Here is a 15,514-nt window from a genome sequence, read left to right as displayed (position 1 = left end):
ATGAATATTTTAAAAGAACAAGATATTTTAAGAAATCCTTTCTTAAATAAAGGAACAGCTTTTACAGAAGAAGAAAGAGAAAAATACAATATAAAAGGATTACTTCCTAGTGCTGTTAGAACAATAGAAGAACAAGAAGTATTAGTTTATGAAATGACTAAGTCTATACAAGATAATTTAGACAAACATTTATTTCTTATGAATCTATACAATATAAATCGTACATTATTTTACTATACTATAGGAAAGCATGTTACAGAATTTCTTCCTATAATTTATACACCAACTATAGGTGATGCAGTAATAAATTACTCTAGAACTTTTGATACTCCAAAAGATGCTGTATTTTTATCTGTTGATGATCCTGATAATATTGAATCTTCATTAAAATCAGCTTTAAAGGATCTTGAAGAGATAAAATTAATAGTTGTTACAGATGGTGAAGGTGTCCTTGGTATTGGAGATTGGGGTGTTCAAGGCGTTGATATTTCAATTGGTAAACTTGCTGTATATACAGTAGCTGCTGGAGTTAATCCAAAGAATGTACTTCCAGTTGTTATTGATGCTGGTACTAATAATGAAAAACTTTTAAATGATCCTTTCTATCTAGGAAATAAACATCGTAGAATCAGAGGTGATAAATACGATGATTTTATAGATAAGTTTGTCTCTACTTCATTAAAATTATTCCCTGATACTCTTATTCACTGGGAAGATTTTGGCCGCGATAATGCTAGAAGAATCCTTGAAAAGTATAGAGAAAAAATTTGTACCTTTAATGATGATATCCAAGGAACAGGTGTTATGATGGTTTCTGCTTTAAATGCTGTAGCCAAAGTAACTAATATACCTGTAAAAGATCACAAAATATTAGTCTTTGGTGGTGGTACTGCTGGTGTTGGAGTATCTGACCAAATACTATTTGAAAAAATAAGAAGTGGTTTAACAGAGGAAGAAGCTAAAAATGATTTCTACCTAGTTGATAGACAAGGTCTTCTTACAAAAGACATGGATGGACTTACAGATGGTCAAGAAAAGTATGCAAGAAAAATTGGTGAAATAAAAGAACCTTTAACTGACCTTGCAGAAATAATTAGAACTGTAAAGCCAACAGTTTTAATTGGAACATCAGGAGTTCCTAGAGCATTTACAGAGGAAGTTGTTCGTGCTATGGCAGAAATAAATGAAAGACCAGCTATTATGCCAATTTCAAATCCAACAAGACTTTGTGAAGCTAAGGCATCAGATATAATAAAATGGACAGATGGTAGAGCACTAGTAGTTACAGGTAGTCCTTCAGATCCTGTTGAATATAAGGGAATAACATACACTATAGGTCAAGCAAATAATGCTTTATTATACCCTGGACTTGGTCTTGGAATAATTGTTGCAAAAGCTAAAACTGTTACAGATAATATGCTATCTGCAGCAGCACACGGAATAGTATCTCTTCAAGATCTTAGTGAGCCTGGCGCTCCAATATTACCACCAGTTTCAAAACTTAAAGAAGCTTCTAAATTAGTTGCTATATCTGTTGTTTCAGAAACTGTTAAAGAAGGTTTAAATAGAAAAGAAATACTAGATGCTACAGAAGCTGTTAAGAAAGAAATTTGGGATGCAAATTATTAATCATAAAGTACATTGATAAAATCACCATCCCTTATTTTACTTGAAAACAAAAGAGTATCGACTTTGCCGACACTCTGAGGTCATAATAAAAGATTTTACTCTTTCATTATGACCTTTTACTTTTTCTATAAGTATATTTTTACTTTTTGTTCATTCATTCATAAAATTCTTAGTGTATCCTAATACAAAAGGAGTTGTACATATGAATCTTAGAGATCTAGAATACTTTCATTCTTTATGTAATACAAAAAGTTTTACTAAAACTGCTGAAGCACTCTATGTTTCACAGCCATCAATTACAATGTCTCTTCATAGGCTTGAGAAAGAGTTAAATGCAAAACTTATAATACGAGACCACTCAAAAAAAGCACTTTCTTTAACTGAAGCGGGAATTGTATTTGAAAAACGTGCTCAAAATATACTCTATCAAATGAATGAAGCAAAACTTGAAATATCAAAAATAAATAGTAATAAATTAAAGCTTGGAATTCCCCCTATAATAGGTGCTTATTTCTTTCCTATTTATATAGAGGATCTATTAACAGAAGGTTTTGCAGAGTGTATTGAGTTTGTAGAAACTGGCTCACTAGCTATGAAGGAGCTTTTGCTTACTGGAAAAGTTGATATATCATTGATTGGTTCTCTTTCTCCAATTACAGATGAGACTTTAGATTCAGTTATATTAAAAAAGGATGAATTTATGCTATGTGTAAGTGAAAAACATTCACTCTCTAAAAGCAAAAAAATTAATTTCAAAGATCTTGAAAATGAACAGTTTATAGTTCTTGGAAATTCTTATATACATAATAAAGTGTTTGAGGATTTATGCATAAAAAATGATATAGCACCTAAAAAAATATATTATACTAATGAAATACAAACAGCAAAATCTCTTATAGCATCAGGACTTGGAATTGGAGTTCTTATAAATATGGCCGTTAGTAAAAGACTTGAAATTAAAGCTATTCCTCTTTTAAATCCGATAGATTTTTATATATCTCTTGCAACTAAAAGAGACCATTATATGACTTCTAAAGAGAATTCCATAAGAGAACTTATAATCAATAAAAGTAAATAAATTATATTATGAAAAGTAGTAACAAATCTCTACTTTTTTTTATATTATGTAGTATAAACTCAAAAAACTCACACGCTAATATAAAATAATTATTTTTATAAAGTTTATCATATAAGCTAATTACAATATCATAACTTTATAATCATCACTTTTTATTTATAAACAAATTAATCTATCGGTCTTCTAATAGTCAACCTTATCATAGAAATAAATTTGTTTTTAATAAATTTTAATTATTTTTATTTAATCTGATTTAGCAGAATTTTCTTTAAGTGTTTTACACCCCCTAATTTCTGTAAAGACACGCTCTGTAATGATAATCAGAGAGAAATAAAAATTTATTCTTCTCTTCTAACAAAGTGTTGAAATTTAATATTAAAGAGCAGTAGTAAAGCTGCTCTTTATTTTTATAATAAATAACTTTTAAAACATATAATCTTTGAAAGTATCAAAGCTACTACTGAAAATAGTAATCCTACTGATAAAAATGCTATAAGTAAACTATTAAAAGTAATTACCTCTACCAAAACATTATTGAAATTTATTCCAAACAAAATACAAATAGCACTAATTAATATACTTAATAAAAATATAAAGCCTATCCCATCTAAAGACTTCTTAAGATCAGCCCTGCTAAGTGACATATGATTACTAATTGATAAAGATATAATTATGAAAATCCAAAATTTAAAAGATACTAAATTTTCTATAGAAAATAAACACTTAAGTATCATAAATAACTCATGTGATAATTCTTTGAAAAACTCTATGAAATTTAAGCTACTTATATATAATGAAATTTCATTTATATTGATACTTTTTACTATTTGTAAGTATGTACTCGGTAATAGTAGTCTTAAAGCTATTATTATCACCAAAGTTCCTACAAATATTGGGGCCACACCTATAAAGAAATTACCTATTCTTTGATATATATTCTTTGGATTAAAAGTATGCCTTACATGTCCTAATTCTCCACTTCCATCTAATTTTATAGAAAACCATTTAACTTCTGTTACTTTGTGAAAAAATAACTTACACATTATATAATGACTAAATTCATGTATAGTAGTTCCAATTATTCCTGTAAGAATTATTCCAGACCTTCCAAAAGTACCATATATTAATTCATTACTTTTCTTTTCTACTTGTCCTATTATAAGTCCAAAAGCTATTAAAATTATAGTTATTCCTATAGTAAATACTATACTTAGCTTAAGTATTTCAATAATCATATTAATTTCCTCCTGAATTTATACAACATTAATTTCTATAATTATACCTCATAAAATAATACTTTTACATTATCGAATCTTTCTAATCTATTAAAATATTACTATAACTCTCCATACTTTTTACTTTCTATTTTTTATTCTACTTTAATATTAGATCCCATCTCTAATATTTCTTTTATATAATTAGAATCACTTTCATTTATATTGATTGTTATTTTTCTTTTTTTAAAAAATATTTTATATTTGCACCTAGTTCCATACATAGTACTCTCATATACTATTTTAGTTATTTCATTAAACTTTTTAAATTCTGATGTATAAAGTTCAATCCCCTCTTCAAATATTTTATTCTTATAGTTATATGAAGTAATAAAATAAAATGTAAATACTAAAATTGATATAAATAAAAATGTATATAATGGAATAAGTAAATTAGTGCTATCTATTATTTTCATATAATCTATATTAAAAAGCATTAATAATTCAGTTATAATAGTTATATTTATAACCGCAAAGATAATAATTATATTTTTAAACCTATCCTCTCTATACTCATATAATATCTTTTTATTAATAATATAATTTTTATTTTGTACCTTTAAAAAATCTCTTATAACAAATAACGCTGCTCCTATTATATAAATTAAAACTAGAATACTATTTCTAACAGATACTGAAGTATTGCTTTTTTCAAATACTTCCTTTACAAAAACTCCTCCCCCAAAAATTAGTAGACATACACCTATATTAATCATCACTTTTAATATTGATTTCATTTAAACATCCTCTACTATTGATTTCAATCTATCATTATTTCATTATATAAATATTCAAAGTTCTATTATTTTATAATAGTAACTTACTGTAAAATGTATTTTTATTATTTTTATTTTTTATCTATCATATATAAATTATTATATTTTTAACACTATAAATATTATGAAAAGTAGTAACTCTTATTCTACTTTCTGTATATTATGTATTGTAACTAAAATATATAGGAGTTGATTTTATGAGATCACATTGTGATGATGATATGCAAAGACACGTTCATGAATTTTTAGGAAGTGTAAGATTAGCTGAATTAGGATCAGAGGATGTTCATAATCATCGTTTTGCTGGAGTTACTGGACAAGCTAAGAGAAAGGGAAACAGTCATGTTCATAAAATATGTACAAGAACTGATTTCTTTGACCATTTTCATTTTATAGACGTTTGGACTGGACCTGCAATTCCTGTTGGAGAAGGCAGACATGTTCACTTTGTATTTGCTACTACAGAAGAGGAAGATGGCCATGTTCATGAATTTATTGTTGCAACTTTAATAGAAGCACCTATTTTTACTGAAGCATAACTTTCTAATATAAAATATAAAAGAGTAGCATATATGCTACTCTTTGTTTTACTTAAGTTCCTTAAAGTTTCATAATTCATTAAGAGATTTATACTTAATATCTCCCTTATAACAAATAAATCTAATCCCATTATATCTTTCTTTAATTCTATAAAATATTATGAAAAATAGTAACACTTATTCTACTTCCAGTATATTATGTATTATAACTAAAATATCTAGGAGTTGATTTTATGAGATCACATTGTGATGATGATATACAAAGACACGTTCACGAATTTTTAGGAAGTACAAGATTAGCTGAATTAGGATCAGAGGATGTTCATAATCATCGTTTTGCTGGAGTTAGTGGACAAGCTATAAAAAGAGGAAACAGTCATGTCCATAAAATATGTACAAGAACTGATTTCTTCGATCATTTCCACTTTATAGACGTTTTTACTGGCCCTGCAATTCCTGTTGGAGAAGGAAGGCATGTTCACTTTGTATTTGCTGTTACAAACTGTGAAGATGGACATAGACATGAATTTATTTTTGCAACTTTAATAGAAGCACCTATCTTCGTTGAATGTTAACTTTTTAATATAAAAGGGCAGTGTAATATTCTGCTCTTTGTTTTTCTTTTAATTCCTAAAATTCTAATACCTTCATGTGTTTTCATTGTTTTTTATTAACTTTAAATTTAAAATATTATTATAAATTATTAAGGATGAGGTGTATTATGAAAAAAATTTTAGTTACAGGAAGTAATGGTTTTTTAGCTTCTAGATTTATAGAAACTTATAAAGATAAGTATGAAGTAATAAAGGGATCTCATAATTTTTTAGATATTACAGATGAAAATAAAGTATTTAATTTCTTTAAGAATAATAAAATTGATATAGTCTTTCATTCTGCTGCTATTTCTGATACTGGTGTTTGTGAAAGTGATCCCCTTCTTTGTGAAAAAGTAAATTTTGAAGGTACATTTAATATAGCTAAAGGATGTAGCTTAAATGGCTCTACTCTTGTATTTGCAAGTAGTGACCAAATTTATAATGGTAATTTAGAGAAAGGGCCCTACACAGAGAAAACTATCCCCTCTCCAAATAATGTTTATGGATTATCTAAACTTAGGTCTGAAAAATCAATAAAAGAAATCTTAGATACCTATTATAATCTAAGATTAACTTGGTTATTCTCATTACCTGAAAAGGATAAAAAGATTAACAAGAATATTCTATGTAATATTTTAAATAGTTTTATTAAAAATGAACCTCTAGCCTTTTCGCCAGATGAATTTCGTGGAATAAGTTATGCTTATGATGTTATATCAAATTTTGAAAAATTACTTGAAGCACCTTATGGAGACTATAATTTTGGAAGTGAAAATAATCTTTCAACATATGATGTAGCTCTTAAAGTATTAGAATTCCTTAATATTAAAGATAGAGAAACCTCACTTCTTATTAAAGATTTTGAAAGATTCAAAGATAAAGATAGAGATCTTAGAATATCAAATGAGAAATTAAGAAATAATTCTGTATATTTCCAATCTACTGAAGAATCCATATATAAATGCTTGAAGGATTTTAACATAATATAAAAGAAAACTCTAAAGTACTATAACTTTAGAGTTTTTCTTTTATATTTTATATTTTATATATATTAATTTTGAAACTAATGCAATTCCTATAGTAAATACTATGCATGCTATTCCACAAATCATAAAAAATTCTTCTGGTAATGCCGTAATTATAGGATCAGTTCTTTCATCAAATATCCAATAATCATTATTAAAAAATATTTCATGGAACTTATTAAATACATAATTAAAATTAATGTAAAATCCTACTAAAAGTGATCCAAATATTATTATTGTAGTATTAAATAAGTAGCTCAGACTTCTCATTGGAAAACTAAAAACATTCATCCTATTCATTATATAAAGTATTATAGCTATAATACAAAATATAACAAACAAAATTTCTATTACGAAAAATATGTTTTTAACTTCAAAAAAATGATATGCTCCTTGTTCACTCATAGGAAAATTCTCAAACTTAAGACTATTATTAAAAGGATTCCTTAAGTAATTAATAACCCTTGTATAATCCTCCATAAGCGCATTTGCTGAAATTCCAGTACTCGCTTCTAATTTAAAAGCTGATATACATATCCTATATATTATAGTTGCATTTAATACAAATAATACACTTGTTACTAATGCAAATAAAAACATATATAAAGAAAATACTATTTCCTTTAATTTTCTCTTCATAAACCCCTCCAACTATATAGTAAATTAATCTCTATTCATTAGTTATAATAAATTAGTTATATTCATTAATAAGAGGTGTCTTAAAACTTCTTATTCCCTCTTCTATTATTCCATCATATAATTTCTTTTTATTACTTGGATATTTATAAGAAAATATATTTGTTGACCTTTTCCCAGTTACTACCTTCTTATAATATATACTTCCATCCTCTTCCCATGATATAACATACCAATTATCACCCATACTCTTATATTTTATATCATTTATTAAACTAACTTCTTCATCATAAGTTTCCTTTAAGCTTTTATTTTCAATATTATTATATCCAAATACTATTAACTCTTCTGTACCATCCTTATTTTTAAAAAGTACTCCATCATTATTTGTAGATGGCTTATCTTCCACTAGAAAATTAGGATAATTTATAGAAAACCCATATCTTTCATTTTTATAAGTTTTAAACTTTATAACACCATCATCATTAGCATATGATATATAATAACATCCTCCAAAAACTGTCAGTAATAATATTATTATAACAAAATTTTTTATTCTTTTCATAATAATTCCTTCCACTAACTATAGATATATATAATATAGTATGCTTTATTTTTATATAATATAGTATGTTTCATTAAGTAAAGCTAAAAAATCCCCTTTGACTTTTATTCAAAGAGGATTTTTAAAGAAGTGTTATTTATAAATGCTTTTAATTTATAACTCTAGTTTTGTGATGCCCAATCTGCTGGATATGTTACATACATAAATCTTGCAAATTCTGGAACTGAGAATTGTATCTTTGAACCCTTAGGTATAAGAATTATTTCTCCTGCATCTGCTGATATTTTTCTTCCATCAATAATTACATCTAAATGTCCTTCAATAACATAATCTATTTCATCATAATTTAAAGTCCAATCAAAAGTTGTAGCTTTCATTTCCATCATTCCACAACCTAATCTTTCACTTTCTTTAAGATTGAATACATCTTTAGTATAAACTACATCATTTGGGTTACCTGTATCTAATCTATTTGATTCATCAACTTTAACTGTTTGAAGCTTTACTGAAGTTATTCCACTTATGTCTTTATGTCTTTCAAAATCTACTGAATCATTTGATCCATTAATTTTTTCTTCTATTATTTGTCTTACTAATTTCTCTAATAATGATTTATCTAAGTTATTCATATCCATATTACTTCTTCTCCTTACCCTCTATTTAGTAACTTCTTCTTTTGATAATACTTTATTTGCTATAAACATAGCTAAGATAACAGCTGTTACCCCACCAACTAACTTTCCAACTATCATTGGGAAAATCATATCTTGATTAAATCCTGCTGTAAATCCTAAATGATCTCCGAATACAAAGGCTGCTGAAACTGCAAATGCAACATTTATAATCTTACCTCTATTATCCATATCCTTCATCATTCCAAACATAGGAATACTGTTAGCTAAACTTGCAACCATTCCTGCTGCTGCAATTTCATTCATACCTAAAACTTTTCCAAGTGCCATTAAAGGTTTCTTGAATACTTTTGTTATTACGTAAACTAGAGGGAATGCCCCTGCAAGTACTATTGCAATATCTCCAACTATCGCAATTCCTTCACTAATTGGATTCATTCCTGGAATAATTACTAATCCTGTTAATGCTTCTATAATAGCTGCAGCTAAACCTAAAGTTATAACAACTACAACACCTTTACCAAAGTAAGTAAATCCTTTTATCATAGCTTTTTCAAACTTCATAAGTCCTAGAGCAATTATTGCTGCAAAGATTATTATTGGAACTAAGTTTTTAAGAACCATCATTGCTGGGAAGCCTGCAACTAATCCTCCAACAAAAGCCCCAACTGGTATAGTTATAACACCAGCTAATATTCCTGTAGCTAAATACTTTTGATCTCTTTTTTCAATAATTCCAAGTGCTACTGGTATAGTAAATACTATAGTAGGTCCCATCATTGCTCCTACTATTAATCCTCCAAATAAACCTGCTTCTGGGTTAGTTGCAAGTTCCATAGCAAGAGGAGCTCCACCCATATCGTTTGCAAGTATTGATCCTGCAAACATAGCAGGGTCTGCACCTAATGCATTAAAAATTGGTACAACTACTGGTCTTAATACATTTGCAAGTACAGGCGCTAAACAAATAACTCCAACCATTGCAACTGCAAGTGAACCCATAGCCATTATTCCTTCTTCAAATTGTTCACCTAACCCAAATTTATTTCCTAAACATTTATCTATAGCTCCTAAAGCCATAAAGAATACCATTATGTAAATGATAATTTCATTAATACTCATTTTGCTTTCCCCCTCAAATTATATTATGTGTCTAATAAACTCCACTTCTGGAGATGGAATAATTGAAGTTGCTACTATATCTTTAGCTTCTATTTCCTCAATAGCTGTATTAATAGAATGCTCTACACTGCTTAACGTACCTGATAATATATAAACTAATTTCCCACCAATTGCAAATGCCAATTGAAGCTTAACTAAGTTAACATCTCCAGATTTTAAAGCTTTATCTAATGCTTCTAATCCAGCGCAAACTTTATTTGTCTCCATAATTCCAATAGCTAAGCCTTCAATCTCCTTTGATTTATACTTACTTTTTAAACCATTTACTATATCATCATGAACTCTATTTAAAATAAAAGAATCAACTATATACTTTTTATCAAATTTTAACCCATAATTAACGGACTCATGAACCTCAGAAGCATCCCCACTTATCATTATAATAAACTTTCCAGGACATATACTTTTTGCGTAAATTACATCTACATCCGCCCTCTTAACCATCTCATTAGCAATTTCTATCCCTTTGCTTATACTTCTAAATTCAATTGACCCTATACTCTTATTCATCGTCTATATCAAGGGAATCTATTATGCCAACAATCGTCGCATCAATTGGTACATCTTTTGAACCAACAGCTTGTCTTGCTGCACCACCTTTAGTTATTAAAACTAAATCTCCATTCCCAGCTCCTACGCTATCACAAGCTACATATAACCCATTTTTTACAGTATCTTTAGATTCTAAAATTTTTACAACTAGAAATCTTTGACCACTAAGTTTTTCATCTTTTCTTGTAGCCCATAAATTTCCTACAACTCTTCCTATCTCCATAGTAGTACCTCTCTTAAACTCTTTCTACTTTTAAATGATGTATCCTTATATAATCAGATGCTAGCGGAGTTATCATTGTCTTTTTATCAACAATAATTTTCTTTGCTCCATTTATATGAGGCTTTTTTAAATCTCCTTCAGAAATAAGCTTCTTATTTCTAAGTTCTATAACTTTTTCCTCAATATCTACATTTGATATTTCTCTCTCTTTAATAACTTTACTATTTTTATCTAGTAACAAAGTCTCTACATCTTCTATAACATGTACACCATAACTTATTAATTCTCTTTCAAATGAAATAAATTTCTTATATAATTCTTCTGGTGCAGTATCCTTGTATCTTCTGTATTCTATACCATTTTCCATTACGTATACTTCTTTTCCAAGCATAATAGCTTTTAAGATAAATCTCTCTTCACTTGATATACTTGAACCTTGTGCTAAGTTTGATAATCCTCTAAGACATAATGATGAAATTATAACTACATCATATTCTCTTATTCCCTCTTCATATGATATTACTTCATACTTAGAGCTTAACTTTGAATAATTATCTAAATTATCATCCCATAGCACAATAGCTTTTTTCTTATCTATAATTTTATCTTTAATAATTGAATTAGCTTTTTCATTTAATTTTTTATATACTTCTTCAACTATTGAATTGATTAAATCATCATAATTCATATATTTTCCCTCCTTTATGAGGTGTCTATTTTATTATTCTTGCAAATGTTCCTGATTTAAATCCACATGCATTTGCTTCATCGTAATCAATATGCATAAAAGTATTGTACTTATCGCTTACTCTAATAACTACATCATCAAATATTAGTGGCCTTTCTCCAAAAACCTTAACTTTAACTAAATCGTTATCTTTAACTTCAAATTTTTTAGCATCTTCCTTTGAGACGTGTATATGTCTCTTTGCTGCTATTAATCCTCTATCTAAATTAACTGATCCTCTATCACTTTCGATTGTAATACCTGGAGTATCTAAAAGTTCACCACTTATTTTAATTGGTGGTTTAACACCTAGTGATAACGCATCTGTAAGAGAAACTTCAACCTGTGATTCTGGTCTTGTAGGTCCAAGTACAATAACATTTTTAATACTTCCCTTAGGTCCCTTAATTGTAACTCTCTCTTTACATGCAAATTGCCCTGGCTGAGATAAATCTTTTATCTTAGTAAGCTTATAATTAGCTCCAAATAATCTTTCTACATCTCTTTCAGTTAAATGAACATGTCTTCCTGAAGCTTCTACTTCTATAAATGCTTCATCTTTAACTCTCTTTACAACTTCATCTATAATGCTATTTAATAGATCTTTCATTTCGTCCTCCTGGTTACTTGTACTTATTTGTTCTAACTTTAAAAATCATAATCCAGAATGCTGATGACAATCTATTTAATCCTCTTATTATATCTTCTCTATTAACACTTCCATATTCGCCTTTAAATGCTTCAAATGCAGCAAGCTCTACTTCTCTAGTTAAGGCTCTTAAGCTATTTATTGAAACAACTACTTCACCCATTCTGTAATCTGGAAATTCATGTCCTATACCAAAGTATTTTTTAGGATTATGTGATTGAGCTCTTAATTCATCTTCTTTAAGTCCTAAAAGAATAAATTCATTAAGATCTTCATCTAAAACTTCTGCTCTTACTATATTTCTTACAAATATTAATATCTCTTGAAGCTCATCTACAAGCTTTGGTATCCCATTTTTTTGACATAAAATTTGACTCTCTAAAATTTTTGACTCTAGTGTATCCATCTTACCTCTAAAGGCTATTCTTTTATGGTCCTTAAATACTAGAAGATTTCCTTTTAAATGTGTCATATGCTCAGGTTTATAATCAAGCTTTGTCCCAAAAACTGTAACATACTTGTACTTTTTTTCTTTAGGCTCTTCTGATTTTATTTCTTTAAATTCAACTCTTTTTTGCTCTCTATATTTAGATGAATTATTCTTTTCTTCTTCACCCTTATATTTTAAAACTATATTTTTTTCAGCTAAATATGATTTTGCAGAAGGTGTTATTATCTGTCCTTTTTCTATGACAAATTCCTTAACCTCATTTAAATCTGCTCTTTTTAATCTGTTTCTGATTTCACTTTCCGTTAATACTGCCATATTACTAACATCTCCTATCAAAAATCTATAAAATATGCTACCTTAATTTCAGGTAGCACATCTTATAAAGATTTATTTAAACTATTCAGTAACCTTTGGTAATATAGCATCAACTTCGAAGTGTGGTCTTGGGATTACGTGAACTGATACTAATTCTCCTACTCTTTCAGCAGCTGCTGCTCCTGCATCTGTTGCAGCTTTAACTGCTCCAACATCTCCTCTTACCATTACAGTAACTAATCCGCCACCTACTTGTTCTTTTCCTACTAATTGTACGTTAGCTGCTTTAACCATTGCGTCAGCTGCTTCAATTGCTCCTACTAATCCTTTAGTTTCTATCATTCCTAATGCGTTTGCGTTTGCCATAATAAATTCCTCCTAAATTTTCATATACTTTATTTTTTATTCTTTATTAATAATTTTTTTATTGTAAGCTATTTTTATTTTGGTAAATTAATTTAATTCTTTAAGTATTCTTTTAACTAATAAGTTTATTAATTCTTCTTTGTCATCTAGACTAATGTTCTCAGCACTCTTTGGTGCATTTCCTCTTAAATCATCTAACTCTAAAGTTCCTACTGCAACTCTCTTTATGTTTAGAAGATCAAGTGGTCCTATATTGTTTGAAGTTGAACTTCCACCGATTGCACCACAACCTAATGTTAATGCAGGTATTAGTCCAGTGCTTGCACCAATTCCTCCAAGAGTACTTGGTGTATTTAAAACCATTCTTGATACTGGCATTTTAAGAGCAAATCTCTTAACTAATTCATCATTATTAGCATGCATACTAAATGTATGTCCAGCACCTTCATTTAATAGAATATCTCTACATATGTTGATAGCTTCTTCTAGGTTGTCCATAACATAGAAGGCAAGTATTGGTGTAAGTTTTTCTCTTGAGAAAGGAACATCATGTCCAACTTTACTTTCTCTAGCTACTAAAACTTTTGTTCCACTTGGAACTCCTTCAAGGTTTGCTAAAGCACAAATTGCTTCAACACTCTTACCTACTATTTGAGGATTCATAGTTCCATTTGCTCTCATTATAAACTTTGAAAGTTTTTTGCTTTCTAATTCGCTTAATATATGAGCTCCTTGAGAAGTTAATTCTCTTACAACTTCAGCTTCCATTGCTCTTTCAATTACAATTGATTGCTCTGAAGCACATATTGTTCCATTATCAAAAGTCTTTGAATCAATTATTCTTTTAATTGCAAGTCTTATATCAGCACTCTTATCTATAAATGCTGGACCATTTCCTGGACCTACTCCAATAGCTGGAGTTCCTGATGAATATGCAGCCTTTACCATTGCCTCTCCACCAGTTGCAAGAATTAATGCTGTATCCTTATGTTTCATCAATTGATCTGTAGCTTGCATTGTTAAAATTGTCATACAACCAATTGCACCTTTTGGACATCCTGCTTTAATTGCAGCTTCTGTTATAACTCTAACAGTTTCAAAAATTGCATTTTTTGCATTTGGATGTGGTGAAAATACAATTGAGTTTCCAGCTTTAAGAGCTATCATAGCTTTATAAATTACTGTTGATGTTGGATTTGTTGAAGGAATAAGTCCTGCAACTACTCCTACTGGAACACCAATTTCCATAACTTTATTTTCTTTATCTTCATTGATTATTCCAACTGTCTTTGTATCTTTAAGTGATTCATATACCATCTTTGATGCAAAAACATTCTTTATAACTTTATCTTCCCATTTTCCAAATCCAGTTTCTTCATTTGCCATTTTAGCTAGCTTTTCTGCATTTTCATATCCTGCGTCTGCAATAGCTTTAACAATTCTGTCTATTTCTTCTTGGCTCATATTGCTTAGTTTCTCTTGAGCTTCCTTGGCATCCTTAATTAAAGTTCTAACTTCTTGCAGGGATAATAAATCTTTATCTAAAAGTTCCATTAATTACGCCCCTCTTCTTTGCTTAGTTTTAATAGTAACTCTATTAATTCTTCTTTTTTAAGATATTTTATTTTACTTGAAGTCTTTGCTGGTTTTAAAGTTAAGGCTAATCTTCTAAGTTCTTTAACAGTCATTTTTAATAATTCTTCTCTGCTAAGTTGATTTACTGTATTAGGCACTTCTTTTTTTACTGAATTAACTAATACATCTTCCTTATCTTCCTTTTCATCTATAACTTCTAATTTTTCTATTTCATCTACTTCTTGGACTTTTTCAATCTCTATATCTAAGTTTTCAACCTGTATTTCTTCAATTTTTAGATCTTCTTTAACATTCTCAATCTCTATATCTGATTGTGTAATTAAAGTTTCAACTTCTAATCCTTGAATCTCTACATTGTCTACAACATTAGATTCTTTTTTATTAATATCTAATTGATCTTTAAAAATCCTATTATTAGTATTTATTTCTTCTACTATGCTAAATACATCTTCATGAAGTCTTGAGATTACATGTGCACTTCTTAAGTTTCCACTATGTTCAATCATTGACTTACTTGATTCTACAGCAGCAGTTACAGCACTTACATCTCCTATAATCTTAACTGTTACTATTCCACCTGTAACTTTTTCAATGCCAAGTATATTGACACTTGCAGACTTTACAGCTTCATCAGCAGCAACAATAGCTTGAGTTAATCCTATTACTTCTATAAGGCCTAATGCTTCATTCATAAGTTTTGCCT

General features: G+C 28.5%; 19 protein-coding genes. 5 read left to right on the top strand and 14 right to left on the bottom strand.

The window, feature by feature from the left end:
- Together ACQPUW_RS04545 and ACQPUW_RS04540 are read left to right on the top strand one after the other, a co-directional pair.
- Positions 1-1,629, top strand: coding sequence for an NAD-dependent malic enzyme (locus tag ACQPUW_RS04545; RefSeq protein WP_430836310.1), 1,629 nt, complete (start codon positions 1-3; stop codon positions 1,627-1,629).
- A 202-nt stretch (positions 1,630-1,831) separates the two neighbouring features.
- A complete protein-coding gene (locus ACQPUW_RS04540; protein WP_430836309.1) occupies positions 1,832-2,707 on the top strand; it encodes a LysR family transcriptional regulator in 876 nt (291 codons plus the stop codon).
- Between the two features lie 407 nt (positions 2,708-3,114).
- Here ACQPUW_RS04540 and ACQPUW_RS04535 read toward each other — a convergent pair whose 3' ends face one another.
- Together ACQPUW_RS04535 and ACQPUW_RS04530 are read right to left on the bottom strand one after the other, a co-directional pair.
- The gene (locus ACQPUW_RS04535; protein ID WP_430836308.1) at positions 3,115-3,942 is read right to left on the bottom strand and encodes a hypothetical protein; all 828 of its coding nucleotides are present in this window, start codon (positions 3,940-3,942) and stop codon (positions 3,115-3,117) included.
- A gap of 134 nt (positions 3,943-4,076) precedes the next feature.
- A complete protein-coding gene (locus tag ACQPUW_RS04530; protein ID WP_430836307.1) occupies positions 4,077-4,718 on the bottom strand; it encodes a hypothetical protein in 642 nt (213 codons plus the stop codon).
- Between the two features lie 236 nt (positions 4,719-4,954).
- Between ACQPUW_RS04530 and ACQPUW_RS04525 the strand changes: the two genes are divergently transcribed.
- The 3 genes from ACQPUW_RS04525 to ACQPUW_RS04515 all read left to right on the top strand — a co-directional run bounded on the left by ACQPUW_RS04525 (position 4,955) and on the right by ACQPUW_RS04515 (position 6,881).
- Positions 4,955-5,296: a YmaF family protein gene (locus tag ACQPUW_RS04525; protein ID WP_430836306.1), complete on the top strand. Its 342-nt coding sequence runs from the start codon at positions 4,955-4,957 to the stop codon at positions 5,294-5,296.
- Between the two features lie 233 nt (positions 5,297-5,529).
- Positions 5,530-5,871, top strand: a complete 342-nt coding sequence (locus ACQPUW_RS04520; RefSeq protein WP_430836305.1) for a YmaF family protein — start codon at positions 5,530-5,532, stop codon at positions 5,869-5,871.
- 146 nt (positions 5,872-6,017) lie between these two features.
- Positions 6,018-6,881 carry an SDR family oxidoreductase gene (locus ACQPUW_RS04515; protein ID WP_430836304.1) on the top strand — a complete coding sequence of 288 codons (864 nt, stop codon included), beginning with the start codon at positions 6,018-6,020 and terminating at the stop codon, positions 6,879-6,881.
- A 39-nt stretch (positions 6,882-6,920) separates the two neighbouring features.
- On the opposite strand, the gene ACQPUW_RS04510 is transcribed toward ACQPUW_RS04515, so the two are convergent.
- The 12 genes from ACQPUW_RS04510 to ACQPUW_RS04455 all read right to left on the bottom strand — a co-directional run bounded on the left by ACQPUW_RS04510 (position 6,921) and on the right by ACQPUW_RS04455 (position 15,503).
- Positions 6,921-7,556: a TIGR01906 family membrane protein gene (locus ACQPUW_RS04510; RefSeq protein WP_430836303.1), complete on the bottom strand. Its 636-nt coding sequence runs from the start codon at positions 7,554-7,556 to the stop codon at positions 6,921-6,923.
- Between the two features lie 52 nt (positions 7,557-7,608).
- Positions 7,609-8,118 (bottom strand): hypothetical protein, encoded by a 510-nt coding sequence (locus ACQPUW_RS04505; RefSeq protein WP_430836302.1) that lies wholly within the window; start codon positions 8,116-8,118, stop codon positions 7,609-7,611.
- Positions 8,119-8,279: 161 nt separating this feature from the next.
- Complete coding sequence (locus ACQPUW_RS04500; protein WP_204595440.1) at positions 8,280-8,747, bottom strand: cupin domain-containing protein; 468 nt, start codon at positions 8,745-8,747, stop codon at positions 8,280-8,282.
- A gap of 27 nt (positions 8,748-8,774) precedes the next feature.
- Entirely contained in the window at positions 8,775-9,872 is a 1,098-nt protein-coding gene (eutH, locus tag ACQPUW_RS04495) for an ethanolamine utilization protein EutH (protein ID WP_430836301.1), read from the bottom strand.
- A gap of 18 nt (positions 9,873-9,890) precedes the next feature.
- Positions 9,891-10,442, bottom strand: coding sequence for a BMC domain-containing protein (locus ACQPUW_RS04490; protein ID WP_430836300.1), 552 nt, complete (start codon positions 10,440-10,442; stop codon positions 9,891-9,893).
- A complete protein-coding gene (locus ACQPUW_RS04485) occupies positions 10,435-10,707 on the bottom strand; it encodes a EutN/CcmL family microcompartment protein (protein WP_204595424.1) in 273 nt (90 codons plus the stop codon). Before ACQPUW_RS04485 ends, ACQPUW_RS04490 begins: the two co-directional genes overlap by 8 nt.
- Positions 10,708-10,720: 13 nt before the next feature.
- Positions 10,721-11,395, bottom strand: a complete 675-nt coding sequence (locus ACQPUW_RS04480) for a TIGR02536 family ethanolamine utilization protein (protein WP_430836299.1) — start codon at positions 11,393-11,395, stop codon at positions 10,721-10,723.
- Positions 11,396-11,420: 25 nt separating this feature from the next.
- Positions 11,421-12,044 carry an ethanolamine utilization phosphate acetyltransferase EutD gene (gene eutD, locus ACQPUW_RS04475; protein WP_430836298.1) on the bottom strand — a complete coding sequence of 208 codons (624 nt, stop codon included), beginning with the start codon at positions 12,042-12,044 and terminating at the stop codon, positions 11,421-11,423.
- A 13-nt stretch (positions 12,045-12,057) separates the two neighbouring features.
- Positions 12,058-12,849: a cobalamin adenosyltransferase gene (locus tag ACQPUW_RS04470; protein WP_430836297.1), complete on the bottom strand. Its 792-nt coding sequence runs from the start codon at positions 12,847-12,849 to the stop codon at positions 12,058-12,060.
- A gap of 81 nt (positions 12,850-12,930) precedes the next feature.
- Positions 12,931-13,215, bottom strand: coding sequence for an ethanolamine utilization microcompartment protein EutM (eutM, locus tag ACQPUW_RS04465; RefSeq protein ID WP_195971225.1), 285 nt, complete (start codon positions 13,213-13,215; stop codon positions 12,931-12,933).
- An 87-nt stretch (positions 13,216-13,302) separates the two neighbouring features.
- Complete coding sequence (locus ACQPUW_RS04460) at positions 13,303-14,769, bottom strand: acetaldehyde dehydrogenase (acetylating) (RefSeq protein WP_430836296.1); 1,467 nt, start codon at positions 14,767-14,769, stop codon at positions 13,303-13,305.
- On the bottom strand, positions 14,769-15,503 hold the full coding sequence (locus tag ACQPUW_RS04455) for a BMC domain-containing protein (RefSeq protein ID WP_430836295.1): 735 nt from the start codon (positions 15,501-15,503) through the stop codon (positions 14,769-14,771). Before ACQPUW_RS04455 ends, ACQPUW_RS04460 begins: the two co-directional genes overlap by 1 nt.
- Between the last annotated feature and the right edge of the window lie 11 nt (positions 15,504-15,514).

Source organism: Clostridium sardiniense, from assembly GCF_050584765.1.
Taxonomy (GTDB): domain Bacteria; phylum Bacillota; class Clostridia; order Clostridiales; family Clostridiaceae; genus Clostridium; species Clostridium sardiniense_A.
The sequence above is the reverse complement of the archived record's forward strand: the minus strand, read 5'-3'. Positions and strand labels throughout refer to the sequence as shown.

Coding starts and splice junctions, on each gene's coding strand:
- ACQPUW_RS04545 (WP_430836310.1), top strand. CDS start 1: ATGAATATTTTAAAAGAACAAGATATTTTAAGAAATCCTTTCTTAAAT.
- ACQPUW_RS04460 (WP_430836296.1), bottom strand. CDS start 14,769: ATGGAACTTTTAGATAAAGATTTATTATCCCTGCAAGAAGTTAGAACT.
- eutM (WP_195971225.1), bottom strand. CDS start 13,215: ATGGCAAACGCAAACGCATTAGGAATGATAGAAACTAAAGGATTAGTA.
- ACQPUW_RS04535 (WP_430836308.1), bottom strand. CDS start 3,942: ATGATTATTGAAATACTTAAGCTAAGTATAGTATTTACTATAGGAATA.
- ACQPUW_RS04515 (WP_430836304.1), top strand. CDS start 6,018: ATGAAAAAAATTTTAGTTACAGGAAGTAATGGTTTTTTAGCTTCTAGA.
- ACQPUW_RS04470 (WP_430836297.1), bottom strand. CDS start 12,849: ATGGCAGTATTAACGGAAAGTGAAATCAGAAACAGATTAAAAAGAGCA.
- ACQPUW_RS04520 (WP_430836305.1), top strand. CDS start 5,530: ATGAGATCACATTGTGATGATGATATACAAAGACACGTTCACGAATTT.
- eutH (WP_430836301.1), bottom strand. CDS start 9,872: ATGAGTATTAATGAAATTATCATTTACATAATGGTATTCTTTATGGCT.
- ACQPUW_RS04485 (WP_204595424.1), bottom strand. CDS start 10,707: ATGGAGATAGGAAGAGTTGTAGGAAATTTATGGGCTACAAGAAAAGAT.
- ACQPUW_RS04455 (WP_430836295.1), bottom strand. CDS start 15,503: ATGAATGAAGCATTAGGCCTTATAGAAGTAATAGGATTAACTCAAGCT.
- ACQPUW_RS04525 (WP_430836306.1), top strand. CDS start 4,955: ATGAGATCACATTGTGATGATGATATGCAAAGACACGTTCATGAATTT.
- ACQPUW_RS04505 (WP_430836302.1), bottom strand. CDS start 8,118: ATGAAAAGAATAAAAAATTTTGTTATAATAATATTATTACTGACAGTT.
- ACQPUW_RS04530 (WP_430836307.1), bottom strand. CDS start 4,718: ATGAAATCAATATTAAAAGTGATGATTAATATAGGTGTATGTCTACTA.
- ACQPUW_RS04490 (WP_430836300.1), bottom strand. CDS start 10,442: ATGAATAAGAGTATAGGGTCAATTGAATTTAGAAGTATAAGCAAAGGG.
- ACQPUW_RS04480 (WP_430836299.1), bottom strand. CDS start 11,395: ATGAATTATGATGATTTAATCAATTCAATAGTTGAAGAAGTATATAAA.
- eutD (WP_430836298.1), bottom strand. CDS start 12,044: ATGAAAGATCTATTAAATAGCATTATAGATGAAGTTGTAAAGAGAGTT.
- ACQPUW_RS04540 (WP_430836309.1), top strand. CDS start 1,832: ATGAATCTTAGAGATCTAGAATACTTTCATTCTTTATGTAATACAAAA.
- ACQPUW_RS04500 (WP_204595440.1), bottom strand. CDS start 8,747: ATGAATAACTTAGATAAATCATTATTAGAGAAATTAGTAAGACAAATA.
- ACQPUW_RS04510 (WP_430836303.1), bottom strand. CDS start 7,556: ATGAAGAGAAAATTAAAGGAAATAGTATTTTCTTTATATATGTTTTTA.